Annotated in this window: 20 protein-coding genes; 8 read left to right on the plus strand and 12 right to left on the minus strand. The window is 65.8% G+C overall.

Going from position 1 to position 22,434, the window contains the following annotated elements; translation table 11 throughout:
• The first annotated feature begins 88 nt into the window (after positions 1 to 88).
• From QMZ05_RS01540 to QMZ05_RS01550, 3 genes are all read left to right on the plus strand, one after another.
• Positions 89 to 3,382: an efflux RND transporter permease subunit gene (locus QMZ05_RS01540; RefSeq protein WP_353699161.1), complete on the plus strand. Its 3,294-nt coding sequence runs from the start codon at positions 89 to 91 to the stop codon at positions 3,380 to 3,382.
• A 126-nt stretch (positions 3,383 to 3,508) separates the two neighbouring features.
• Entirely contained in the window at positions 3,509 to 3,976 is a 468-nt protein-coding gene (locus QMZ05_RS01545) for a redoxin domain-containing protein (protein ID WP_353699162.1), read from the plus strand.
• A 99-nt stretch (positions 3,977 to 4,075) separates the two neighbouring features.
• Positions 4,076 to 5,557, plus strand: a complete 1,482-nt coding sequence (locus QMZ05_RS01550; RefSeq protein WP_353699163.1) for an aldehyde dehydrogenase — start codon at positions 4,076 to 4,078, stop codon at positions 5,555 to 5,557.
• 169 nt (positions 5,558 to 5,726) lie between these two features.
• On the opposite strand, the gene QMZ05_RS01555 is transcribed toward QMZ05_RS01550, so the two are convergent.
• The 4 genes from QMZ05_RS01555 to ftsE form a co-directional block, all read right to left on the minus strand.
• Entirely contained in the window at positions 5,727 to 6,485 is a 759-nt protein-coding gene (locus tag QMZ05_RS01555) for a lysophospholipid acyltransferase family protein (protein WP_353699164.1), read from the minus strand.
• 1 nt (position 6,486) lies between these two features.
• Positions 6,487 to 7,209: a YdcF family protein gene (locus QMZ05_RS01560; protein ID WP_353699165.1), complete on the minus strand. Its 723-nt coding sequence runs from the start codon at positions 7,207 to 7,209 to the stop codon at positions 6,487 to 6,489.
• A 160-nt stretch (positions 7,210 to 7,369) separates the two neighbouring features.
• Positions 7,370 to 8,341 carry an ABC transporter permease gene (locus QMZ05_RS01565; RefSeq protein ID WP_074129082.1) on the minus strand — a complete coding sequence of 324 codons (972 nt, stop codon included), beginning with the start codon at positions 8,339 to 8,341 and terminating at the stop codon, positions 7,370 to 7,372.
• Positions 8,334 to 8,993 (minus strand): cell division ATP-binding protein FtsE, encoded by a 660-nt coding sequence (ftsE, locus tag QMZ05_RS01570; protein ID WP_021079468.1) that lies wholly within the window; start codon positions 8,991 to 8,993, stop codon positions 8,334 to 8,336. Before ftsE ends, QMZ05_RS01565 begins: the two co-directional genes overlap by 8 nt.
• 273 nt (positions 8,994 to 9,266) lie before the next feature.
• Between ftsE and QMZ05_RS01575 the strand changes: the two genes are divergently transcribed.
• Together QMZ05_RS01575 and QMZ05_RS01580 are read left to right on the plus strand one after the other, a co-directional pair.
• Positions 9,267 to 10,130, plus strand: a complete 864-nt coding sequence (locus QMZ05_RS01575; protein WP_353699166.1) for an MJ0042-type zinc finger domain-containing protein — start codon at positions 9,267 to 9,269, stop codon at positions 10,128 to 10,130.
• A 37-nt stretch (positions 10,131 to 10,167) separates the two neighbouring features.
• Positions 10,168 to 10,545 carry a response regulator gene (locus QMZ05_RS01580; protein WP_028340383.1) on the plus strand — a complete coding sequence of 126 codons (378 nt, stop codon included), beginning with the start codon at positions 10,168 to 10,170 and terminating at the stop codon, positions 10,543 to 10,545.
• 162 nt (positions 10,546 to 10,707) lie between these two features.
• On the opposite strand, the gene QMZ05_RS01585 is transcribed toward QMZ05_RS01580, so the two are convergent.
• Positions 10,708 to 13,317 carry a TIGR02302 family protein gene (locus QMZ05_RS01585; protein ID WP_353699167.1) on the minus strand — a complete coding sequence of 870 codons (2,610 nt, stop codon included), beginning with the start codon at positions 13,315 to 13,317 and terminating at the stop codon, positions 10,708 to 10,710.
• 171 nt (positions 13,318 to 13,488) lie between these two features.
• On the opposite strand from QMZ05_RS01585, the gene QMZ05_RS01590 reads away from it, so the two are divergent.
• Together QMZ05_RS01590 and QMZ05_RS01595 are read left to right on the plus strand one after the other, a co-directional pair.
• Positions 13,489 to 13,869 carry a carboxymuconolactone decarboxylase family protein gene (locus QMZ05_RS01590; protein ID WP_353699168.1) on the plus strand — a complete coding sequence of 127 codons (381 nt, stop codon included), beginning with the start codon at positions 13,489 to 13,491 and terminating at the stop codon, positions 13,867 to 13,869.
• 194 nt (positions 13,870 to 14,063) lie between these two features.
• Positions 14,064 to 14,975 (plus strand): NAD(P)-dependent oxidoreductase, encoded by a 912-nt coding sequence (locus QMZ05_RS01595; protein WP_353699169.1) that lies wholly within the window; start codon positions 14,064 to 14,066, stop codon positions 14,973 to 14,975.
• 89 nt (positions 14,976 to 15,064) lie between these two features.
• On the opposite strand, the gene lysA is transcribed toward QMZ05_RS01595, so the two are convergent.
• The 3 genes from lysA to argH form a co-directional block, all read right to left on the minus strand.
• The gene (lysA, locus tag QMZ05_RS01600) at positions 15,065 to 16,330 is read right to left on the minus strand and encodes a diaminopimelate decarboxylase (protein ID WP_353699170.1); all 1,266 of its coding nucleotides are present in this window, start codon (positions 16,328 to 16,330) and stop codon (positions 15,065 to 15,067) included.
• Positions 16,331 to 16,402: 72 nt separating this feature from the next.
• On the minus strand, positions 16,403 to 16,672 hold the full coding sequence (locus QMZ05_RS01605; protein WP_050422796.1) for a lipoprotein: 270 nt from the start codon (positions 16,670 to 16,672) through the stop codon (positions 16,403 to 16,405).
• Between the two features lie 92 nt (positions 16,673 to 16,764).
• A complete protein-coding gene (argH, locus tag QMZ05_RS01610) occupies positions 16,765 to 18,162 on the minus strand; it encodes an argininosuccinate lyase (RefSeq protein WP_353699171.1) in 1,398 nt (465 codons plus the stop codon).
• Positions 18,163 to 18,337: 175 nt separating this feature from the next.
• Between argH and QMZ05_RS01615 the strand changes: the two genes are divergently transcribed.
• Complete coding sequence (locus QMZ05_RS01615; RefSeq protein ID WP_353699172.1) at positions 18,338 to 19,030, plus strand: TlpA disulfide reductase family protein; 693 nt, start codon at positions 18,338 to 18,340, stop codon at positions 19,028 to 19,030.
• Between the two features lie 136 nt (positions 19,031 to 19,166).
• Here the strand turns inward: QMZ05_RS01615 and QMZ05_RS01620 are convergent, their stop codons facing one another.
• From QMZ05_RS01620 to QMZ05_RS01635, 4 genes are all read right to left on the minus strand, one after another.
• Positions 19,167 to 19,355 (minus strand): putative motility protein, encoded by a 189-nt coding sequence (locus QMZ05_RS01620; protein ID WP_353699173.1) that lies wholly within the window; start codon positions 19,353 to 19,355, stop codon positions 19,167 to 19,169.
• Between the two features lie 195 nt (positions 19,356 to 19,550).
• A complete protein-coding gene (locus QMZ05_RS01625) occupies positions 19,551 to 20,432 on the minus strand; it encodes a 3-hydroxybutyryl-CoA dehydrogenase (RefSeq protein WP_353699174.1) in 882 nt (293 codons plus the stop codon).
• Positions 20,433 to 20,679: 247 nt separating this feature from the next.
• Entirely contained in the window at positions 20,680 to 21,630 is a 951-nt protein-coding gene (locus QMZ05_RS01630; RefSeq protein ID WP_050422791.1) for an FAD-binding protein, read from the minus strand.
• Positions 21,630 to 22,379, minus strand: a complete 750-nt coding sequence (locus QMZ05_RS01635; RefSeq protein WP_353699175.1) for an electron transfer flavoprotein subunit beta/FixA family protein — start codon at positions 22,377 to 22,379, stop codon at positions 21,630 to 21,632. The genes QMZ05_RS01630 and QMZ05_RS01635 overlap by 1 nt, the downstream gene beginning before the upstream one ends.
• Between the last annotated feature and the right edge of the window lie 55 nt (positions 22,380 to 22,434).

The following is a 22,434-nucleotide window of genomic DNA, read 5'->3' on the forward strand; positions in this document are numbered from 1 at the left end:
AGGTGTGGCGGCACCCTGTGACATTTAGGCTTTTGCATCGCGGCGCGGACGGATAGAAGCTCATCCGCAAACATCGCTCGCTGATGCAATGAACCTCTCCGCCCCCTTTGTCCGCCGGCCGGTCGGCACCACGCTGCTGTCGCTTGGACTTGTGGTGGCGGGCATCATTGCGTTCTTCAAGCTGCCGGTGTCGCCGCTGCCCGACGTCGACATCCCGACCATCATGGTGCAGGCGACCTTGCCTGGTGCCAGCCCTGCCGACGTCGCCGCCACCGTGGCAAGCCCCTTGGAACGGCATCTCGGCCAGATCGCCAGCGTCACCGAAATGACCTCGGTGTCCTCGCTCGGCAACGCCCGCATCACGCTGCAATTCGACATCGACCGCGACATCAACGGCGCCGCGCGCGACGTGCAGGCAGCGATCAATGCCGCGCGCGCCGACCTGCCGACCAACCTCCGCGCCAATCCGACCTACCGCAAGTTCAACCCGGCCTCGGCGCCGATCCTGATCTACACCCTGACCTCGGACACGCTGACGCCGGCCGAGCTCTATGACGCCGCCTCGACCGTGCTGGCGCAAAAGCTGTCGCAGGTCGAGGGCGTCGGCGAAGTTTCGGTCGGCGGCGGCTCGCTGCCCGCGGTGCGCGTCGAGCTGATCCCGCCGGCACTCTACAAATACGGCATCGGGCTCGAGGATGTCCGCGCCGCGCTGTCGAGCGCCAATGCGCACAGCCCGAAGGGCGGCATCGACGTCGGCGACCAGCGCTACCAGATCTACGCCAACGACCAGGCCCGCAAGGCCGCCGACTACAGGCCGCTGGTCGTCGCCTACCGCAACGGCGCGGCGGTGCGGCTGACCGACGTCGGCGACGTCATCGATTCCGTGGAGAATGCGCGCACGCTCGGCCTTGCCAACGGCAAGCCGGCCGTCGTGATGATCGTGTACCGGCAGCCGGGCGCCAACATCATCAAGATGGTCGACAATGTGAAGGGGCTGATGCCGCAGCTGAAGGCCTCGGTCTCGCCCGCGGTCGACATCACGCTGGCGATGGACCGCTCGAAGACGATCCGGGCCTCGCTGCACGACGTCGAGATCACGCTGTTGATCGCGGTCGCGCTGGTCATCCTGGTCGTGTTCGCGTTCCTGCGCAATGCTCGGGCGACGCTGGTGCCTGTGGTGGCGGTCGGCGTGTCGCTGATCGCGACCTTCGCCGTGATGTACCTGCTCGGCTATACGCTCGATATCTTCTCGCTGATGGCGCTGACGGTGGCGACGGGCTTCGTGGTCGACGACGCCATCGTGGTGCTGGAAAACATCACCCGCCACATGGACGCCGGGCTGTCGCGGCTGGAGGCGACGCTGCTCGGCACCCGCGAGGTCGGCTTCACGGTGCTGTCGATGAGCGTGTCGCTGGTCGCGGTGTTCGTGCCGATCCTCTTGATGGGCGGGCTGGTCGGCCGCCTGTTTCGCGAATTCGCCATGACTATCACGATCGCGATCGTGATCTCGCTGGTGGTCTCGCTGACCACGACGCCGATGATGTGCGCCGTGCTGCTGCGCAAGGAGGAAGGCCAGCCGCATGGCCGGATCTACCGGATCAGCGAGCGTGTGTTCGAGCTGCTGCTGGGCGGCTACCGGGCGACGCTCGGCCTCGCGCTGCGCCATCCGCTGCTGGTGATGCTGATCCTGGGCTCGACGCTCTATCTGAACTTCCATCTCTACCGGGTCGTGCCGAAGGGCTTCGTGCCGCAGCAGGACACCGGGCTCCTGGTCGGCTCGATCCAGGCCGACCAGAGCACCTCGTTCCAGCTGATGCAGCAGAAGCTGACCCAGTTCATCGACATCGTGAAAGCGGATCCGGCGGTCGATACCGCGGTCGGCTTCACCGGCGGCGGCGGCGTGGGGCCGGGCGGCACCAACACCGGCACCGTGTTCGCCTCGCTGAAGCCGATGGGCGAGCGCAACCTGCGCGCCGACAAGGTGATCGAACGGCTGCGCGAGCCGCTGGCGAGCGTGGCCGGCGCAACTTTGTTCCTGCAATCGATCGGCGATCTCGGCGCCGGCGGCCGCTCGGGCAACGCGGCGTATCAATACACGCTGAAGGGTTCGACCTTCGCGGAGCTGAACGAGTGGACGCCGAAGCTCGTTGCCGCGCTGCAGAAGGAGCCGACGCTTGCCGACGTCAACAGCGACCAGCAGAACAAGGCGCTGCAGGCCAATCTGGTGATCGATCGCGACGCGGCCTCGCGGCTCGGCATCACCGTCAGCCAGCTCGACAACACGCTCTATGACGCGTTCGGGCAGCGCCAGGTCTCGACCATCTTCGTCGCGCGCAACCAGTATCACGTCATCATGGAGGTCGCGCCGCGCTTCTCGCAGGATCCGCAGACCCTGAAGGAGGTCTACATCTCGACCTCGGGCGGGTCGGCGACCGGCACCCAGAGCACCAATGCGGTGGCCGGGACGGTGGCCTCGTCGTCGCAGAAGAGCTCGATCAGCTCGGTCGCCGCCAATGTGGTGCGCAACCAGGCGACCAACTCGATCGGCGCCACCGGCAAGGGCGTCGCCTCGACCGGAACCGCGGTCTCGACCAGCGCCGAGACGATGATCCCGCTATCCAGCGTCGCGCGCTTCGAGCATGGCGATACGCCGCTCTCGGTCAATCACCAGGATCTACTGGTGTCCAGCACCATCTCCTTCAACCTGCCGCCGGGCGTCTCGCTGAGCACAGCCACCACCACGATCGAGAATGCGATGCACGCGCTCGGCATGCCCGCCGGCATTTCCGGCGGCTTTGCCGGCTCCGCGAAGATCTTCCAGCAGGCGCTGGCGAACGAGCTGTTCCTGATCCTTGCGGCGCTCGCGACGATCTACATCTCGCTCGGCATGCTCTATGAGAGCTACATCCACCCGCTGACCATCCTCTCCACCCTGCCCTCGGCCGGCGTCGGCGCGGTGGCGGCCTTGATGCTGTCGCACACCGATTTCGACATTATCGGCATGATCGGGGTGATCCTGCTGGTCGGCATCGTGAAGAAGAACGCCATCATGATGATCGACTTCGCGCTCGACGCCGAGCGCCAGCGCGGGCTGTCGTCGCGCGATGCGATCTACCAGGCCTGCCTGATGCGCTTCCGCCCGATCATGATGACGACGCTCGCCGCCTTGTTCGGCGCGGTGCCGCTGATGATCGGCCTCGGCGAAGGCAGCGAGCTGCGCCAGCCGCTCGGCATCGCGATCTTCGGCGGGCTGATCCTGAGCCAGATCCTGACGCTCTACACGACGCCGGTGGTCTATCTCTATCTCGACCGCGCGAGACTGTGGACCCAGCGGCGCCGCGCAGCACGTCGCGCACGCCGGGCCGCCGCAAGCGCTTCGTGAATTGTTTGAGCATGATCTTTTTCGGAAAACCGCTTCGCACTTTTCCGGATCATGCTAGCAGCCGTTGACAGGCCGTCGCCGATCTTGCCAACTTGCAACGAGTTGGCAGGCGCAAGGAACCAGGCCGTGACTCCAGCACCGGAAATCGCCGCGTCGCGCTGGTTCAACAGCAACGAACCGCTGACCCTGGCCGGGCTGCGCGGCCGGCCGGTGCTGCTGCACGCGTTTCAGATGCTGTGTCCCGGCTGCGTATCGCACGGCACGCCGCAGACCCAGCGCGCGTTCGAGCTGTTCAAGCATTCGGACCTCCAGGTGATCGGGCTGCACACCGTCTTCGAGCACCACGCGGCGATGACGCCAGTGTCGCTGGAAGCCTTCATCCACGAATACCGGCTGACCTTCCCGATCGGCGTCGATGAGGCCGGCGACGGCACGCCGATCCCCGTCACCATGCAGCGCTACGGCATGCAGGGAACCCCGACCAGCATCCTGATCGGCCGCGACGGCAACATCGTGCATCACGGTTTTGGCCAGCAGAGCGACATGGCGCTCGGCGCGATCATCGCGGCCGAGCTTGCCGCGCCGCACGCCTGACGCCCGAGCAACCCCGTTCACGCAGCCGCGTTATGACGGCGTCGCGCAAGGCGTGATAGCGTTTGGCCAACCAGAACCAGCGTCTTGCGGGAGGATCTCATGAAGACCTATCAGCTCTACATCAACGGCCAGTATGTCGACCCGGCCAATGGCGAGTGGTTCGAATCGATCGATCCCTATCGCGGCGAGGCCTGGGCGAAGATTCCGCGCGGCACGGCCGCCGACGCCGACAAGGCGGTGAAGGCCGCCAATGAGGCGATGTGGAACGGCCCGTGGGCCAAGATGACAGCCTCCGCCCGCGGCAAGGCAATGCGCAAGCTCGGCGACCTCGTCGCGGCCAATGCCGAACGTCTCGCCGAGATCGAGGTGCGCGACAACGGCAAGCTGATGGCGGAGATGCTGGGCCAGCTCCGCTACCATCCGGAATGGTGGTGGTATTTCGGCGGCCTGGTCGACAAGCTCGAAGGCGGCCTGGTGCCGATCGACAAGGCAGAGACGTTTGCCTACACGACGCATGAGCCGGTCGGCGTCGTCGCGGCGCTGACCGCCTGGAATTCGCCGCTGCTGTTCGTCGCCTGGAAATGCGCCGCGGCGCTTGCCGCCGGTTGCGCCGTGGTCGTCAAGCCGTCTGAGTTTACTTCAGCCAGCACGCTGGAATTCGCGGCGCTGACGAAGGAGGCCGAGATCCCCGACGGCATCTTCAACGTGGTGACCGGATTCGGGCCCGAGGCCGGCTCGGCGCTGATCTCGCATCCGGGCGTCGCCAAGATCACCTTCACGGGGTCGGATACGACCGGCGCCAAGGTCTACGAGACCGCGGCCAAGAGCCTGAAGCGCGTCTCGCTCGAGCTCGGCGGCAAATCGCCCAACATCGTGTTCGAGGATGCGGATCTGACGGCGGCCGCGGCCGGCGCCATCTCCGGCATCTTCGCCGCGACGGGGCAGACCTGCATCGCCGGATCGCGCCTTCTGGTGCAGAGCTCGATCAAGGAGAAGTTCGTCGCGCGCGTGCTGGAGCTGGCGAAATCCGCCAAGATCGGCGATCCGATGCAGTCGGACACCAATGTCGGCCCGATCACGACGCCCGCGCAGTACAAGAAGGTGCTCGACTATATCGATATCGCGAAGGCCGAAGGCGCGCGCTGCCTGCTCGGCGGCAAGCCCGCGTCCGGCGACGGCATCAAGGGCGGGCAATTCGTCGAGCCGACCATCTTCACCGATGTCGACAACACCATGCGGATCGCGCGCGAGGAGGTGTTCGGCCCGGTGCTGTCGATCATCTCCTTCGACACCGAGGAAGACGCCATCCGGATCGCCAACGACACGATCTACGGTCTCGCCGCCGGCATCTGGACCAAGGACCTCGCCCGCGCCATCCGCGTGCCGAAGCAGCTGCGCGCCGGCACCGTGTGGGTCAACACCTACCGCGCCATCAGCTACATGATGCCATTCGGCGGCATGAAGTTCTCCGGCGTCGGCCGCGAAAGCGGCATCGACGCGGTGCGCGAATATCAGGAGACCAAGAGCGTCTGGATTTCGACTGCGACGGACGTGCCGGCTAATCCGTTCGTGATGCGGTGAGGGCTAAGGGTCGCCATAGGCCGCAAGCATTGCTGCGCTCTCTCCACAACTCCCGCTGCGGCAGGAGCCCCCACCCGCATCGCATATCCGATGCGGTGCGAGTTCCCCCGCAAGCGGGAGAGGTGCAGCGTGCGCGCCGCTCGACCGACTAAATGGAAGTCAGCGTCCCCTACCTCTTCGCACCCGGCACACCGCCGAACAATTTCGCCTGCTCGGCGCGTCCGGCGTCGACGATGCGGGTGGTGGCGGTTTCGATCTGGTCGCGCAGGCGGGTCATGAACTCGTCGCGCGGCAGGCCGGGCGGCAGCGGATCGAGGAATTCGACCACCAGCGTGCCGGGATAACGCATGAAGGTGCGGCGCGGCCAGAACAGCCCCGAATTGAGCGCGATCGGCAGGCACGGCACGCCGCTCTCGGTATAGATCTGCGCGACGCCGGCCTTGTAGTTCGGCGCGGCGCCGGGCGCGGTGCGGGTGCCCTCGGGGAAGATCACGAGCTGACGGCCGAGCTTCACCTCGGCCGCGGCGCGCTTCAGCGTCTTGATAAGCGAGCGAGGACCGCCGCCGCGCTCGACCGAGATCATGCCGACCTTCTTCAAGTACCAGCCGAACACCGGGATCATCATCAGCTCGCGCTTGAGAATGAACAGCGGGTGATCGAAGAAGCGCACCAGCGCAAACGTCTCCCAGAACGACTGGTGCTTGGAGGCGACGACCAACGGTCCCGGCGGGATCTTCTCGACGCCGCGGAACTCGATCCTGATGTTGCAGATCACGCGCATCAGAAACAGGCTGGTGCTGGCCCACAGGGCTTCGATCGCCATCAGCGCGCCGCGCGGCAGCAGCAGCGCCGGCAGCGCGACGATGCAGAGCAGCACCAGCACCAGATAGAACAGCACGTTGAAGATCAGCGAGCGCAGGAAGATCATTTCAGTCCTTGTTAGACGCCTGCGCCGTCGCCGGGCGGCGTGGCGTGGCCGCCGGCTGCTCGGCGAGATCGGAGGTCAGGTCGAGGCCGATATCGGCCAGCCGCACCCGGACCTCCGCGGCGACATATTTGGCGTATTCCGATAGCAAGAGACGGAACGTTCCGCCACTCGTCCACCACGGCTCGTCGCGCCATTTGTCGCCGACCACCGCGAACGGGATCAGCGTGACGTCGGGCATCGCATGCGACAGTTCCACGATGGCGCGTGGCATGTGGTAGTTCGAGGTCACCACGATCAGCGATTTGAAGCCGCGTTCGCGCGCCCAGCGCCGCGTCTCCGCCGCATTGCTGCGGGTGTTGACCGCCGAGCGGTCGAGATCGACGCAGCAGCGCATCAGCCCCTGGCTGTCCGGCACCGAACGCGAAATGTCGCTGGCGTCGTTGGTCGGATGCACGCCCGAGATCAGCAGGCGCTTGCCGTAGCCGGCCGCCAACAGCTCCATCGCATCCGACACCCGCGACGAGCCGCCGGTCAGCACCACGATGCCGTCGGCATTATGCGGCGGGTCGGTCTCGACGCCGCGCAATTGCGACAGGAAGCCGATGAAACCGATCGCGGCGGCCACGAAGGCCAGCGCCAGCGGCGTGACGATGGCGGCGCGCAGCCAGCCACGCGGGCGCGCGGCATGGCCATTCGGCGACGTATCGTCGGACTGCAAACTCATGTGATGCGGCTACCCTTCCCCCCGGGGATTTTAGAACATGATCCGGAAAAGTGGAAACCGGTTTTGCCGCGGCCCGGCCCGCGCGTATGCCCGCCAAATCACACTCGCCCCGCGAACCGCGATCACGAAATCGGCGCCATCATTGCAATGCCGCCGGCCGTCAATCGATGTCGTCGAGCGTCGCGAACAGGGTGCGCCGCGACGCCCATGCGGTGATCGCCGCGATCAGCACCGCCTGCAACGCCAGCACCAGATAACCCGACGGACGCAACGAGAAGGTGCCGAGCAGGGCCGCGAACTGGTCGCCCACCGGCGTGCCGGAGAACCAGTTGGCGATCGACTCGGAGAAGCCGAACGCCAGCATCGCCGCGCCGCCGCCGATCAACCCGCCCTCGAGGCCGAGCCTGAGGAAATGCCGCAGGAAGCGATTGGCGATGAAGCTGTCGCCGGCGCCGACGAAGTGCAGCACCTCGACGATCGGGCGATTGGCGGCCATCGCGCCGCGGGTGGCGAACGACACTGAAATGATCGTGGCGATGATCACGAGGATCAGGATGCCGACGCCGGCGAACACGGTGGCGCCGGTCATCGAGCGCATGCGCTCGATCCAGGCGCGGTGATCGTCGACGCTTGCGGTCGGCGCCACTTGCGTCACCCGCGCGCGCAAGCTCGCGAGATCGAGCGTGGTGCCGGGCTGCACCCGCGCCACGATGACGCGCGGCACCGGCAGTTCGTCGATCGAGAGCCCGCTGCCGAGCCACGGCTCCAGTAGCTTGGCGGATTCCTCCTTGCTGAACGGACGGACCTCGAGAATGCCGGACTGCGCCCGCATCGCATCCGCAGCCGCCTGCGCATCGCGATCGAGGTCGCGGCCGGGCGATGGGCGCACCTGGATGGTGATCTCGCTCGAGACTTCCGATTGCCACTCGGCCGCCGATGCGCTGACCAGCAGCACGGTGCCCGTCGTCAGCGAGGCGAGGAAGGTCATGATCGCGACCACCGCGACCAGCGCGCGGCCCGAGATCGAGGCACGCGGCACGATCGGCGACATGTTGCGTGCGGTGGCCGGGACCTGCGGACGCTCGCGCCCGAGATCGACCAACGACACTTTCTCGTCGCCGCTCCTATTCATAGATGTGCAGCCGTCCCTGATGCAGCACCAGCCGCCGCGCCTCGTATTGATCCATCAGCGTGATGTCGTGGGTCGCGATGATGACCGCGGTGCCGGATTTGTTGAGCTCGATGAACAGCCGCAGCAGGCGGCGCCCGAGCGTCGGATCGACGCTGCCGGTCGGCTCGTCCGCCAGCAGCAATTGCGGCCGCGAGATCACCGCGCGCGCGATCGCCGCGCGCTGCTTCTCGCCGCCCGACAGGATCGGCGGCAGCGCATCCATCCGCTCGCCGAGGCCGACCCATTTCAACAGGTCGATCACCTCGCGGCGATAGGTCGATTCCTCGCGGCCCATGACGCGGAACGGCAGCGCGACGTTCTCATAGGTCGTCATGTGGTCGAGCAGGCGGAAGTCCTGCAGCACGATGCCGATCCGCTTGCGCAGGTCGGCGACCTGGTCCTTGCTCAGCAGGGAGACGTCCTTGCCGAACAAATTGACCAGCCCTCGGGTCGGCCGCAGCGACAGGAATAACAGCCGCAGCAGCGAGGTCTTGCCCGCGCCGGACGGCCCGGTGAGGAACTGGAACGAATGCGCCGGGATCATGAAAGAAAGGTCGCGCAAAATCTCCGGGCCGAGCCCGTAGCGCAAACCGACATTTTCGAACCGAACCAATGCGCTAGCTCCGTTCGAGAGGGCCTGTGGCCCAATACCCAACTCCAGAGCCTTTTCCGTTCCGATGAAATCGGAACGGCTCTGGATTCTTGCTTGGACGCGTTTTATTCACGCGAACCGGTACCCACTTCGCTCGAAAACGCCTTGGCGGCCCGAACACCCCGCCGAGCGGCCGCGAACCGCACAGAAAGCTTGTGCGTCCGTTATGGTTTCCGATTCGTTAACGGTCGCTCAGTAGCATCCGGGCATACCACACGGTGGAGATTCGGCTCCATGCATATCGTTTGTCCGCATTGTACAACATCCTATGCCATCAATCCGGCCACCCTCGGGGAGGCCGGACGCACCGTCCGTTGTTCCCGCTGCCGCGAGGTCTGGCTGGCGCGGCCGGAGGATGCGATCGGGGTGGCGGCGCCCACTCTGGCCTACGAGGCCGCCGGCTCCGATCTTGCCGCCGAATGGGACGCAATGGGCCGCGAGGAGGCTGACGAGACCCCGGTGGTCGACAGCCCGTCGATTTCGGCCGATTTGCCCGAGGGGGGCGACGCCGCCACCGCGTGGCCGGCGGTGGCCGAGGCGGATGCCGCGGCTCATGCCGACGGCGAGGAGGCGAGCGGAAAGCGCCGCTTCCGCCTGCCGCGGCTTCCCCGCCTGTTCCGCCTACCCTCCCTGCCCCGGATTCCCTTCATGCCGGTGATCGGCGCGCTGCCGACCACCTGCGCCGCGATGGCCGCGCTGATCATCGCGCTGTTCGTCTGGCGCAACGACGTGGTGCGGCTGCTGCCGCAGACGGCGCTGTTCTACAAGATGGTCGGGCTCGACGTGAATCTGCGCGGGCTTGCCTTCAAGGACCTCAAGATCACCAACGAGACCGTCGACGGCAAGCCGGTGCTGGTCATCGAGGGCATGATCGTCGGCCAGACCAGGAAGCCGGTCGAATTGCCGCGGCTGCGCTTCTCGGTTCGCGACGCGCAGGGCGCCGAGATCTATGCCTGGAATGCGGTGCTGGAGCAGCCGGTGCTCAAGCCCGGCGAACGCGCGTTTTTCAAGTCGCGCCTCGCCTCGCCGCCGCCCGAAGGCCGCAATATCGACGTACGCTTCTTCAACAAGCATGACCTCACCGGCGGCCGCGCCTGAGGCTGCGCGCCAATACATTCGGGAACCGACCATCATCATGACGCGTGTTCTGATCGCCGACGACGAAGACTCGATGCGCTCGCTGGTGGCGCGCGCCATCGCCATGGACGGCCACGAGACCGTGACCGCGCAGGACGGCGCCGAGGCGCTGGAAGTTTTGACGCGCGATGAAGGCGCGTTCGACCTGCTGCTCACCGACATCCAGATGCCTGTGATGGACGGCATCGCGCTGGCGCTGACCGCGGCGCGCGACTTCCCCGCGCTGAAGATCCTGCTGATGACCGGCTTCGCCCATCAGCGCGAGCGCGCCTCCGGCCTCGAGGCGATCGTGCATGACGTGGTGACGAAACCGTTCTCGGTCGCCGATATCCGCACCGCGGTGGCGGACGCGCTGGCCGCAAGGAAGGCGAGCTAGGCCGTCTTCGCAGGCGAAACCCACACGCTCCTCGTCATGCCCCGCGAAGGCGGGGCATCCAGTACGCCGAGGCCCCTCGATTCAAGCACTGACGTCTCTGGAATACTGGATCGCCCGGTCTAAACATCGAGCCAGGCGATGACAGCAGAGATGATGGTGGGATCAATAATCCTTCAGCAGCCGCTCGATGTAGTCGAGCTCGATCTGCGGACGTGACGGATCGGCGAGGCGGCGGCGCAGTTCTTCGAGGATGCGGCGGACGCGCTGGACGTCGATCTCGCCGGGGATCTTCACCGTGTAGTCGTCGCCGAATTCGCGGCCGTGCAGCGGGCGGCCGAGCGGATCGGTCTGGTTGCCGCCGCTCTGCTGGCGGCCGGCGCGGTTGCCTGGGCTGTCGCCGGGCTGGTCGCCGTCGCCCTGCTGCATCGCGTCGGCGAGGCTCTGGGCGCCCTTGCGCAGCGCATCCAGCGCGCGGCCCTGCGAATCCACCGCGCCGTCGGCATTGCCTTCGCCGAGCCGGCCGGAGGCATCGCCCATCGCGGAATCGGCCTGGTCGAGCCCGTCGCCGTCATCATCGCCCTGGTCGCCGCCTTGCTCGCCCTGCTGGGCCTGATCGCCTTTCTGACCCTTTTGGCCCTTCTGGCCGCGCTGATCCGGACCCATGCCGCGCTTGGCGAGCTCTTCCTGCAGCTTCTTCAGGCGGTCGCGCAGCGCCTGCTGATCCTGCTGCAGGTCGCCCATCGACTGGTCGCCCTGCTTGCCGCGCATCCGGTCGCGGCGGGAATCCTGGCCCTGCTTGAAGGTCTTGTCGCGCAATTGCTGCTGCTTGCGGATCATGTCGCCGAGCTCGTTGAGCGACTGCTGCATGTCGTCGTCGCCCTGGTTGGGCTGCGCCATCTGCAGGTTTTCCAGCATCTGCTGCATCTGTTCGAGCAGCTGCCGCGCCGCATCCTTGTCGCCGGAGCGCGACAGCCGCTCCATGCGATCGAGCATGTTCTTGAGGTCCTGCTGGCTCAGCACCTTGGCATTGGGATCGAGCGGACGGGCGAGCTGCTGCGGATTGTTGCGGAACTGCTCGACCATCTGGCGCAGGAAATTGTCCAGCGCCGCGCGCAGATTGTCGGTGAGCTTCTTGATCTCCTCGTCGCTCGCGCCGCGCTCCAGCGCCTGCTTGAGCGCGTCCTGCGCCGCGCGCAGCGCCTTGTCGACATCGCTGATGTTGCCGTCCTCGATGGTGACGGCGAGCGCCCACAGGCTGGCGACGACCTCGCGCAGCTGATCGTCGGTGCGCGCCGCCTCGAGCTGGCGGGCCACGGTGTGGAGGCCGAGGTAATGGCCGGTCTCCGGCATGAACATCTCAGGCGCGATCATCAACGCGTCGAGCGCGGCGTAGACCTGGCCGTTCTGGTTGGCATCGAGCGCCAGGATACGGCGCTGCTCGATCAGCGCGCGCGCCAAGGGCTTGGTGAACAGCCGCTCCGGCAGGCGCATGCTGAAGGGCTCGCTCTTGCCCTCGTTGCCGGCCTCGTCCTTGGCTGTGAGCGTCAGCGTCACGTCGGCGCCGGCATAGGGGTCTTCGCTGAGGTCCTTGACGGTCTGGCCGACGCCGTTGCGGGTACGCGCGTTCGGCAGCACCAGCGGGAATTGCGGCGGCTCGAACAGCGGCCGCGGCTGCGCGGCCTTGCCGTCGGCGTCCTTGGTCGCGTCTTTGGGCGCATCGGCGGGCCGCGGCGCGAACTGCGCGCGGGCTTCGGTGACGCCGTAATCGTCCTCGAGCTTGTAGGACATCTGCAAGGCGCCGCGCGCCTGCCGCTCCGGATCCTTGGCGAGCGCAATCGACGGCGGACGGTCCGGCGTCGCGGTGAATTTCCACTGCGGCTGGCCGGCCGGCGCGCGGACATGCGCGGTGCCGTCGCCGGCGATCTTGAAATGCCGCTCATTGGTGCCCTTGGGCGCCTGCCCCTCCGGCGCCACCTCGGTGACGCCGCCACCGACCACGACGTCGATGGTGCCGCCGCTGGAGCGCACCAGCAGCGTGCTGCCCGAGGGAACCGCGAGCGGGGTGGTGTCGGCCGCGTTGGCGTCCTTGTTGGCGTTGGAGAGAATGATCGGCGGCTTGCCGGTATAGTTCGGCGGCGTCACCCAGGCGTCGACCCGGACATTGGCCGGCGCCATGATGCCGTTCCAGTCGAATGCGGAAGCGACCCGCAGGCCGCGCTCGTCGCCGGCCGCGACATAAGTCGCGACCAGCATCACAATGACCAGCGCCCGCAGCGCCCAGGGGTCATGCAGCGAAACGCGCGGTCGCGGCAGGCCGGCGCGGATGCGCTTGATCGAGGCCAGCGTGCGCTCGCGCTGCGCCTGCCACAGCGCCAGCGTGAACGGGTCCTTGTTGGTGAGCGTGTCGGAGAGCGTGGTCGCCGGGCGATGCCGGATCCCGGCGCCGCGATCGAGCCGGCTCAGGCCTTCCTCGCGGCTCGGCCAGCGGAAGCGCACCAGCGGCAGCAGCGTCGCGAGTGCGGCCAGCGCGAACAGGGCGGCGCCGGCGAGCCGTGCGGCAAACGGCAGCACCAGCCACAGCCCGGCCCAGGACGCCACCAGGAACAGCCCTGCGACCGTCAGGAACCGCGCCAGATGCGGCCAAGCCCGTTCCCACGCAATCGCGAATTTTGCCCGCTGCAGAGCCTCGGTCAGTTTCAGCCGCGCGATCGCTTCGCTGTCGCGGACGGCGCGTGACGGGCTGTCAGACGGGTCGATGTTGGCTCCGCTCAATAAAATCTCCGGGGTAGCCGGCAGGTCAGCCTAGCACGGCGGCGGCTTTGAGGCACCCGTTCCGGGGCGTAACCCACACCGGGAATTACGCATAACACGAAGGCGTGACTGCGGCGGTTCGACCCCGTAACGTCCCGGCCGAACCAACGCCTTAACGCATGAGGAAACGATATGGACCAAAAAACGCACGACAAGGGGCTCGAGATCCGCAAAGCGGTGCTCGGCGAGGCCTATGTCAACAATGCGCTGAAGAACTCGGACGGCTTCAACAAGCCGTTCCAGGAACTCGTCACGGAATATTGCTGGGGTGCGGTCTGGGGCCGCGAGGAGCTGCCGCGCAAGACCCGCAGCATGCTCAACCTCGCCATGATCTCGATCCTGAACCGGCCGCACGAACTGAAAGCGCACATCAAGGGCGCGCTGACCAACGGCGTGTCGCGCGACGAGATCCGCGAGATCTTCATGCAGGTCTCGATCTATGCCGGCATCCCGGCCGGCGTCGACAGCTTCCGCATCGCGCGCGAGGTGTTCGCCGAGCTCGACAAGGCGTGAGGCCCGGCTGCCTCCGCATCGTCGTCCCGGCGAAGGCTGGGACCCATAACCACAAGCCTTCGTGGTGAGAACATGCTGGGGCTCCAGCGGAGCACAAAATCAGCCGCGGTGGTAATGGGTCTCGGCCTTCGCCGGGACGACATTGAATGCGGGGCACGCGACTTCGCCGCATAACGAAGAAAAGGAAACGACCCATGGAAATCGGATTCATCGGCCTCGGGAAGATGGGCTTCCCGATGGCGCGCCGGCTGATCGAGGCCGGCCACAAGCTCACCGTGTTCGACACCAGCAAGGACGCGCGCGACAGGCTGGTTGCGCTCGGCGCTGCGGCAGCATCGTCGCCGAAGGACATCGCCGACCGCGTCGAGACCGTGATGGCGAGCCTGCCCTCACTGCAGGCTTCGCTCGAGGTCGCGACCGGCCCGGGCGGCGTGATCGAGGGCACGCGCGTCAAGCGCTTCATCGATCTCTCCACCGTCGGCTCGCGGATGGCCGTGAAGATCCACGATCTCTTGGCGAAGAAGAACATCGTGCAGATCGACAGCCCGGTCTCCGGTGGCGTCTCCGGCGCCGAGAAGGGCACGCTGGCGGTGATGGCGTCGGGCCCGCGCTCCGATTTCGAACTGGTCAAGGGCGCGCTCGACGTGATCGGCAAGGTGTTCTTCATCGGCACCAAGCCTGGCTCCGGCCAGACCATGAAGCTCGCCAACAACTTCCTCTCCGCGACCGCGATGGTCGCAACGTCCGAGGCTGTCGTGATGGGCGTGAAGTCCGGGCTCGATCCGGCCGTGATGATCGACGTCATCAATGCGGGCTCCGGGCTGAACACCGCGAGCCGCGACAAGTTTCCGCGCTCGGTCTTGCCGCGCAGCTTCGACTTCGGCTTCGCCACCGGGTTGATGGTCAAGGACGTGCGCCTTGCCGTCGAGGAAATGCGCGCGCTCGGGTTGTCGATGGAAGTTGCCGAGGCAGTCGGCCGGCTCTGGGAGGTCATCATCCGCGACGAGGGACCGGAGTCGGATTTCACCGCGGCGATCAAGCCGATCGAGAAAGCCGCGGGCGTGATCGTGAGTTGCGGCAAGGGTGGCAGTCACGCAGCCAAATAAGCGTCGTCGAAGAAACAAACGCCGTCGTCCCGGGCAAGCGCAGCCTGCTTTCGCAGGGACGACACCGAATATGACGCGCCGCTAGCGGCTCACAGCCATGGCGCCGGCTTGTCCATCGCGATCAGCGCGTCGACGTCGATGCGCGGGCGGACCACGGCGTACTGGTCGTCCTTGACCAGCACCTCCGGCACCAGCGGCCGCGTGTTGTAGGTGCCGGACTGCACCGCGCCATAGGCGCCCGCGGTCATGATCGCGAGGAGATCGCCGGCCTTGGGCTGCGGCAGCGCGCGGTCGAGCGCGAGATAGTCGCCGGTCTCGCAGACCGGACCGACCACGTCGGCGACCATGGTCGGCGTGCCCGCGGCCGGCTCGCGCACCGGCAGGATGTCGTGATGCGCTTCATAAAGCGTCGGCCGGATCAAATCGTTCATCGCAGCGTCGATGATGACGAAGTTCTTGGCCTCGCCGGGCTTCACATGGATCACGCGGCTGACCAGGATGCCGGCATTGCCGACGATCAGGCGGCCCGGCTCGAACATCAGCGTGCAGCCGAGATTGTGCGTGACGCGCTTGACCATCGCGGCATAGGCATCGGGCGCCGGCGGCGCAGCGCGGTCCATGTAATAGGGAATGCCGAGGCCGCCGCCGAAATCGATGTGCGAGATGTCGTGGCCGTCGGCGCGCAGCGTCTGCACGAATTCGGCGAGCAGCCGGAAGGCGACTTCCAGCGGGCCGAGATCGGTGATCTGGCTGCCGATATGCACGTCGGTGCCGGTGACCTTGATGCCCGGCAGCTTCGCCGCGCGGGCATAGACCTCGCGGGCACGCGCGATCGGAATGCCGAACTTGTTCTCCGACTTGCCGGTCGAGATCTTGGCATGGGTGCCGGCATCGACGTCGGGATTGACCCGCACCGAGATCCGCGCGGTCGTCTTCATCTCGACCGCAAGGCGCGACAGCATCTCGAGCTCCGGCTCGGACTCGATGTTGATGCAGAGGATGTCCGCGGCGAGCGCTGCGCGCAGCTCGGTTTCGGTCTTGCCAACGCCGGAGAACAGGATCTTCGACGGCGGAATGCCGGCCGCCAGCGCCCGCTTCAATTCACCGCCGGACACCACGTCGGCGCCGGCGCCGAGCTTGGCCAGCGTGCGCAGCACCGACTGGTTGGAGTTCGCCTTCATGGCGTAGCAGACCAGCGCCTTCTCGCCCGCGAAGGCCTCGGTGAAGACCCGGTAGTGCCGCTCCAGCGTCGCCGTCGAATAGCAGTAGAACGGCGTGCCGACGGCTTCCGCCAGCTCAATGAGATTGACCGCCTCGGCATGCAGCACGCCGTTGCGATAGTCGAAATGGTTCATGACACGCTTTATTGTTTGAGCATGACCTTTTCGGAAAACCGCTTCGCACTTTTCCGGATCATGCTCGAGATACTAATTGCCGAGCAACGGATCGAGGACGAAGGGCCGTTTATTGCCACGCGTCGCGGCCGGCGCGGCCTCCGAGCCATAGGTCGGATTGAACACGCTGGGCTGCGCCGCCCGCTCGCTCTCGGTGTCGCTCGGTGCTGCGCCCGGCGCGGCGTTCGCGGTCGGCGGCAGGTCGAGCGGTCCCTTGCGGCCACAGCCGCCGAGCGCAAGCGCTGACACGCTCAGCACAATGATGGCCCATCCCGAGGGGGTCAGGCGGTTCTTGCTAATCACGACGAATTCCCCAATTCGGGCGGCACCATACAAACATTGGCGTGCTCTGGCGAGAGGCGGAGCGCTGAGAAATCACGGCCAAATTTTCTGGTTCAGCCCAATTTTCGCTCTTTTTCCAGCCGCTTGGCCCAGGCTTTGGCCTGCGCCATCACATTCTTCGGCGCCGTGCCGCCAAACGAGGTCCGGCTCTTCACCGAGGATTCGACGCTGAGCACCTTCAGCGCCTCAGCGGTAATCTTCGGCTCGACCTCCTGCATGGCCGCAAGCGGCAGCTCGTGCAGCGCGACGCCCTGCTTGGAGGCCAGGCCGACGATCCGCCCGGTAACATGATGGGCGTCGCGGAACGGCATTTTCAGGGTGCGCACCAGCCAGTCGGCCAGGTCAGTCGCGGTGGCATAGCCCTCGCCGGCGGCGGCCTTCATTTTCGTCTCATCGGGCACCAGATCCTCGACCATACCGGTCATGGCGCGGATCGCGAGCGACAGCGCCTCGAACGCCTCCATGGCACCCTGCTTGTCCTCCTGCATGTCCTTTTGATAGGCGAGCGGCAGGCCCTTCATCACGATCAGCAGCGCAGTGAGCGCACCGATCACGCGGCCGGTCTTGGCGCGCACCAGCTCGGCGGCGTCCGGATTGCGCTTCTGCGGCATGATCGACGAGCCGGTGGTGAATTTGTCGCTGAGCTTGACGAGACCGACCAAGGGCGAGGTCCAGATCACGATCTCCTCGGCAAAGCGCGACATGTGCACCGCGCAGATCGCGGCCGCCGACAAGGTCTCCAGCACGAAATCGCGGTCGGATACCGCATCGAGCGAATTGGCCATCGGCCGGTCGAAGCCGAGCGCCTTGGCGGTCGCCGCACGATCGATCGGAAACGAGGTGCCGGCAAGCGCGGCGGCGCCCAGCGGCGATTCGTTCAGCCGCTTGCGCGCATCGATAAAGCGGCCGCGGTCGCGGCCGGCCATCTCGACATAGGCCAGCAGATGATGGCCGAAGGTCACGGGCTGCGCGGTCTGCAGATGGGTGAAGCCCGGCATCACGGTTCCGGCATGCTCCAGCGCGCGGGTGACCAGCGCCTGCTGGAACGCGGCCAGCGCCGCATTCGTCTCATCGATGGTGTCGCGGACATAGAGTCGGAAATCGGTCGCGACCTGGTCGTTGCGCGACCGCGCGGTATGCAGCCGGCCTGCGGCAGGCCCGATCAGCTCGGACAGCCGCGACTCGACATTCATATGGATGTCCTCGAGCGCGCGCTTGAAGTCGAAACCGCCCTTGCCGATTTCTGACAAAATCGTGTCTAGACCTTTACCGATATTTTTCGCATCAGCTGACGTGATGATGCCTTGCGCGGCGAGCATCGCGGCGTGGGCCTTGGACGCAGCAATGTCCTGGGCGTAAAGGTGCCGGTCGACGTCGATGGAGACGTTGATTTCCTCCATGATCGCGTCGGGACGCTCCGAGAACCGGCCGCCCCACATCTTGTTGCTCATGACATCTCGCTCACGAATTTGTATTGCAGGCCCTGCTGTTTCATTGGCCGTAGCGGCGAAACAGCATGGCGGTTCCGGACGTATTAGCTTGTTGTATGAGCATGATCTTTTCGGAAAACCGCTTCGCACTTTTCCGGATCATGCTCCAGCACTGCATAGCCGTATCTGACCCAGGATGACAAACGATATGCCCGAGACGACCCCATCTGAATCGACCGCCAAGCCGACGGCCAAGCGGCGTATCCCGCTGGTGATCGGCGCCGTGCTGGTTGGGGCCGTGCTCGGCTATATCGGGGTCTCCAGCCTCAGGCATCCCGCGGGCGGCGACATCGCCTGCAACAGCGCGGTGGATCTGGCCAAGAAAATCGCCCCGCTCGCCCATGGCGAGGTCGCGGCGCTGACCATGGCGACCACCCCCTTGCGGCTGCCCGACCTGACCTTCGAGGACGCCAACGGTCAGCCGAAGAAGCTGTCGGATTGGCGCGGCAAGACTGTGCTGGTCAATCTGTGGGCGACCTGGTGCGTGCCCTGCCGCAAGGAAATGCCGGCGCTCGACAGCCTGCAGACCAAGCTCGGCGGCAAGGATTTCGAGGTGGTCGCGATCAACATCGACACCCGCGACCCGGACAAGCCGAAGAACTTCCTGAAAGAGGCCAATCTGACCAAGCTGGATTATTTCAGCGACCAGAAAGCCAAGGTCTTTCAGGACCTTAAGAACATAGGCAAGGCGCTGGGCATGCCGACCTCGGTGCTGGTCGACGGCAAGGGCTGCGAAATCGCCAATATCGCCGGTCCCGCCGAATGGGCGAGCGACGATGCGATCAAGCTAGTGAAGGCGGCGCTACAGCCTGCCGCGGCGGGGTTCTAGCGGTCTTTTTGGGGCCGGTCAGGCGCTTGCCCCGTCATTGCGAGGAGCGTAGCGACGAAGCAATCCACGTTTCCGCCGGCGGCGCGATGGATTACTTCGCTTCGCTCGCAATGACGCGAATAGCTGAGGGGTGAACTCAGGCAATGGCGTTGAGGTTGCCGCCGACGCCAGGTGCCAGGTTCGCGGTGGAGGGGCTGCCGAGGAGGGTTTGAACCGCGAACTTTTCCGCGTCGAGGTTCTGCTTGGTCACGCGGGTTGCGATCTCACCCTGCAGATTGCCCTGCTGCATCGAGAGGATGCTGGCGACCATGCTCATCGTGTCCATACGCGGTACTCCCAAGTTCGACTTTAGGTAGCGCGCGAAAGTTAATGCTTGGGTAATGGATCGCCGCGTCAGGCTGACGCATCGTCAAGTGCCGGGAACGGCGCCACCGAGACGCCTGCAACGCCGCTCATCATCCGCGACATGCTGAAGCGCGCGGGATGCCGCCTGAGCGAATGAGTGGAGGAACGTTGGCCCTTACCGCGTCGGAACCGGCTTGTCGCCGCGGTAGTCGTAGAAGCCGCGCTGGGACTTGCGTCCGAGCCAGCCGGCCTCGACGTACTTCACCAGCAGCGGGCACGGCCGGTACTTGGAGTCCGCGAGCCCCTCGTGCAGCACCTGCATGATCGACAGGCAGGTGTCGAGGCCGATGAAATCGGCGAGCTCGAGCGGGCCCATCGGATGGTGCGCGCCGAGCTTCATCGCGGCATCGATCGCCTCGACGTTGCCGACGCCTTCATACAGCGTGTAGATCGCCTCGTTGATCATCGGCAGCAGGATGCGGTTGACGATGAAGGCGGGGAAATCTTCCGACACCGCGACCTGCTTGCCGAGCTTGGCGACGAACGCCTTGGCGGTGTCGAAGGTCACATCGTCGGTGGCGATGCCGCGGATCAGCTCGACCAGCTCCATCGCCGGCACCGGATTCATGAAATGAATGCCGATGAATTTCTCCGGGCGGTCGGTCGAGGCGGCGAGCCGCGTGATCGAGATCGACGACGAGTTGGTCGCGACGATCGCTTCCGGCTTCAGCACCGCGCAGACCTCATGGAATATCTTGCGCTTGGTCTCTTCCTTCTCGATCGCGGTCTCGATCACGAGATCGCAATCGGCCAGCGCATCGAGCGTCTCGGACGAGGTGATGCGGTCGAGCGCCTGCTTGCGCTCGCTCTCGCCGATCGCCTTCTTGGCGACCTGGCGGGTCAGATTGCCGTTGATGGTCGCCAGCGCCGACTTCAGCCGGTCGCCGGACACGTCATTGAGCACCACGTCGAAGCCGGCCAGCGCCGCCACATGGGCAATGCCATTGCCCATCTGGCCCGAACCGATCACGCCGACCTTTTTGATTGCCACCGTCATCTTGTCATCCACCGGAACGGCGCGCATGTCGCGCCTGCCCAATCCCAACGATACCCGAAGCGAAGCCTTCCGGGTTGCCCAATCCGCCGGAAAACGTTCCCGGGACCATGATGTGATGACAGGTCACCACACAAGGATCCCATTTCCCCCTGTCGGGCACGATCCTTCCGGAAAAACGTTTCCGGATCATTGCCTCGAAAATTATAACACCGGCCGGAGCTTAGCCATCCGGCCGGTGTCTTGTCGCTTACTTTCCGAGCTTGCCGAGCGCTTCGGTGAGCTCCGGAACCGCCTGGTAGAGGTCGGCGACCAGGCCGTAATCGGCGACCTGGAAGATCGGCGCGTCCTCATCCTTGTTGATGGCGACGATCACCTTGGAGTCCTTCATGCCGGCCAGATGCTGGATCGCACCGGAGATGCCGACCGCGACATAGAGTTCCGGGGCCACCACCTTGCCGGTCTGGCCGACCTGCCAGTCGTTCGGCGCATAGCCGGCATCGACCGCGGCGCGCGAGGCGCCGACGCCGGCGCCGAGCTTGTCGGCGAGCGGCTCGATGTACTTGGCGAAGTTCTCGCGGCTCTGCATCGCGCGGCCGCCCGAGACGATGATCTTGGCCGAGGTCAGTTCCGGACGGTCGCTCTTGGCGACTTCCTCGCCGACGAAGGTGGACAGGCCCGGATCGGCGGCCGAAGCGGCGTTCTCGATCGCCGCGCTGCCGCCCTCGCCGGCGGCGGCGAAGGTCGAGGTGCGGACCGTGATCACCTTCTTGGCGTCCTTCGACTTCACGGTCTGGATCGCGTTGCCGGCGTAGATCGGCCGCTCATAGGTGTCGGGCGCGACGACCTTGATGATCTCGGAGACCTGCATGACATCGAGCAGCGCTGCGACGCGCGGCATCACGTTCTTGAAGCGCGAGGTCGCGGGCGCGACGAAGGCGTCGTAGCCCGGTGCCAGCGCGACGATCAGCGCAGCCAGCGGCTCGGCAAGGTCGTGCTCATAGGCGGGACCTTCGGCCACCAGCACCTTGCTGACGCCGGCAAGCTTGGCAGCTGCTTCCGCCGCCGCCTTGGTGCCCTGGCCGCCACCGGCGACCAGCACATGCACGTCGCCGCCGAGCTGGCTCGCCGCGGTCAGCGCCTTGTTGGTCGAGTCCTTCAGGGTCTCGTGGTCGTGTTCAGCAATCAACAGCGTCGTCATCAGAGAACCCCGGCTTCGGTCTTGAGCTTGTTCACGAGTTCGGCGACGTCCTTGACCTTGACGCCCGCCTTGCGGCCTGCCGGTTCCGCGGTCTTCAGCACTTCCAGACGCGGCGTCACATCGACGCCGTAGTCAGCGACGCTCTTGTCGTCGATCGGCTTCTTCTTCGCCTTCATGATGTTGGGCAGCGACGCATAGCGCGGCTCGTTGAGGCGCAGGTCAGTGGTGACGATCGCCGGGCCCTTCAGCTTGATGGTCTGCAGGCCGCCGTCGACTTCGCGCGTGACCTTGAAGTCCGATCCTTCAACCTCGAGCTTGGAGGCGAAGGTCGCCTGCGACCAGCCGAGCAGCGCGGCCAGCATCTGGCCGGTCTGGTTCGAGTCGTCGTCGATCGCCTGCTTGCCGAGAATGACGAGGCCGGGCTGCTCCGCCTCGACCACCGCCTTCAGGATCTTGGCAACCGCGAGCGGTTCGACATTGCCTTCGGCCTTGACCAGGACGCCGCGGTCGGCGCCCATCGCGAGTCCGGTGCGAATGGTCTCGGAGGCCTGCGCCGGTCCGATCGATACCACCACCACTTCGGTCGCCTTGCCGGCTTCCTTCAGCCGCAGCGCTTCCTCGACGGCGATCTCGTCGAACGGGTTCATCGACATCTTGACGTTGGCGAGCTCCACGCCCGTCCCGTCGCTCTTGACGCGGACCTTGACGTTGTAGTCGACGACCCGCTTTACCGGCACAAGAACCTTCATCGATCCTCTTTCGCTTTGATTTTATGGGTTTCGGTTGGCTGGCGCGGAACCTAAA

This window comes from Bradyrhizobium sp. INPA03-11B, assembly GCF_040446015.1.
GTDB classification, from domain to species: Bacteria; Pseudomonadota; Alphaproteobacteria; order Rhizobiales; family Xanthobacteraceae; genus Bradyrhizobium; species Bradyrhizobium macuxiense_A.

Bases quoted from the DNA above. Each gene is read 5' to 3' on its own strand.
- QMZ05_RS01540 (WP_353699161.1), top strand. From the start codon at position 89: ATGAACCTCTCCGCCCCCTTTGTCCGCCGGCCGGTCGGCACCACGCTG.
- QMZ05_RS01550 (WP_353699163.1), top strand. From the start codon at position 4,076: ATGAAGACCTATCAGCTCTACATCAACGGCCAGTATGTCGACCCGGCC.
- QMZ05_RS01555 (WP_353699164.1), bottom strand. From the start codon at position 6,485: ATGATCTTCCTGCGCTCGCTGATCTTCAACGTGCTGTTCTATCTGGTG.
- QMZ05_RS01560 (WP_353699165.1), bottom strand. From the start codon at position 7,209: ATGAGTTTGCAGTCCGACGATACGTCGCCGAATGGCCATGCCGCGCGC.
- QMZ05_RS01565 (WP_074129082.1), bottom strand. From the start codon at position 8,341: ATGAATAGGAGCGGCGACGAGAAAGTGTCGTTGGTCGATCTCGGGCGC.
- QMZ05_RS01575 (WP_353699166.1), top strand. From the start codon at position 9,267: ATGCATATCGTTTGTCCGCATTGTACAACATCCTATGCCATCAATCCG.
- QMZ05_RS01580 (WP_028340383.1), top strand. From the start codon at position 10,168: ATGACGCGTGTTCTGATCGCCGACGACGAAGACTCGATGCGCTCGCTG.
- QMZ05_RS01590 (WP_353699168.1), top strand. From the start codon at position 13,489: ATGGACCAAAAAACGCACGACAAGGGGCTCGAGATCCGCAAAGCGGTG.
- QMZ05_RS01595 (WP_353699169.1), top strand. From the start codon at position 14,064: ATGGAAATCGGATTCATCGGCCTCGGGAAGATGGGCTTCCCGATGGCG.
- lysA (WP_353699170.1), bottom strand. From the start codon at position 16,330: ATGAACCATTTCGACTATCGCAACGGCGTGCTGCATGCCGAGGCGGTC.
- argH (WP_353699171.1), bottom strand. From the start codon at position 18,162: ATGAGCAACAAGATGTGGGGCGGCCGGTTCTCGGAGCGTCCCGACGCG.
- QMZ05_RS01615 (WP_353699172.1), top strand. From the start codon at position 18,338: ATGACAAACGATATGCCCGAGACGACCCCATCTGAATCGACCGCCAAG.
- QMZ05_RS01620 (WP_353699173.1), bottom strand. From the start codon at position 19,355: ATGGACACGATGAGCATGGTCGCCAGCATCCTCTCGATGCAGCAGGGC.
- QMZ05_RS01625 (WP_353699174.1), bottom strand. From the start codon at position 20,432: ATGACGGTGGCAATCAAAAAGGTCGGCGTGATCGGTTCGGGCCAGATG.
- QMZ05_RS01630 (WP_050422791.1), bottom strand. From the start codon at position 21,630: ATGACGACGCTGTTGATTGCTGAACACGACCACGAGACCCTGAAGGAC.
- QMZ05_RS01635 (WP_353699175.1), bottom strand. From the start codon at position 22,379: ATGAAGGTTCTTGTGCCGGTAAAGCGGGTCGTCGACTACAACGTCAAG.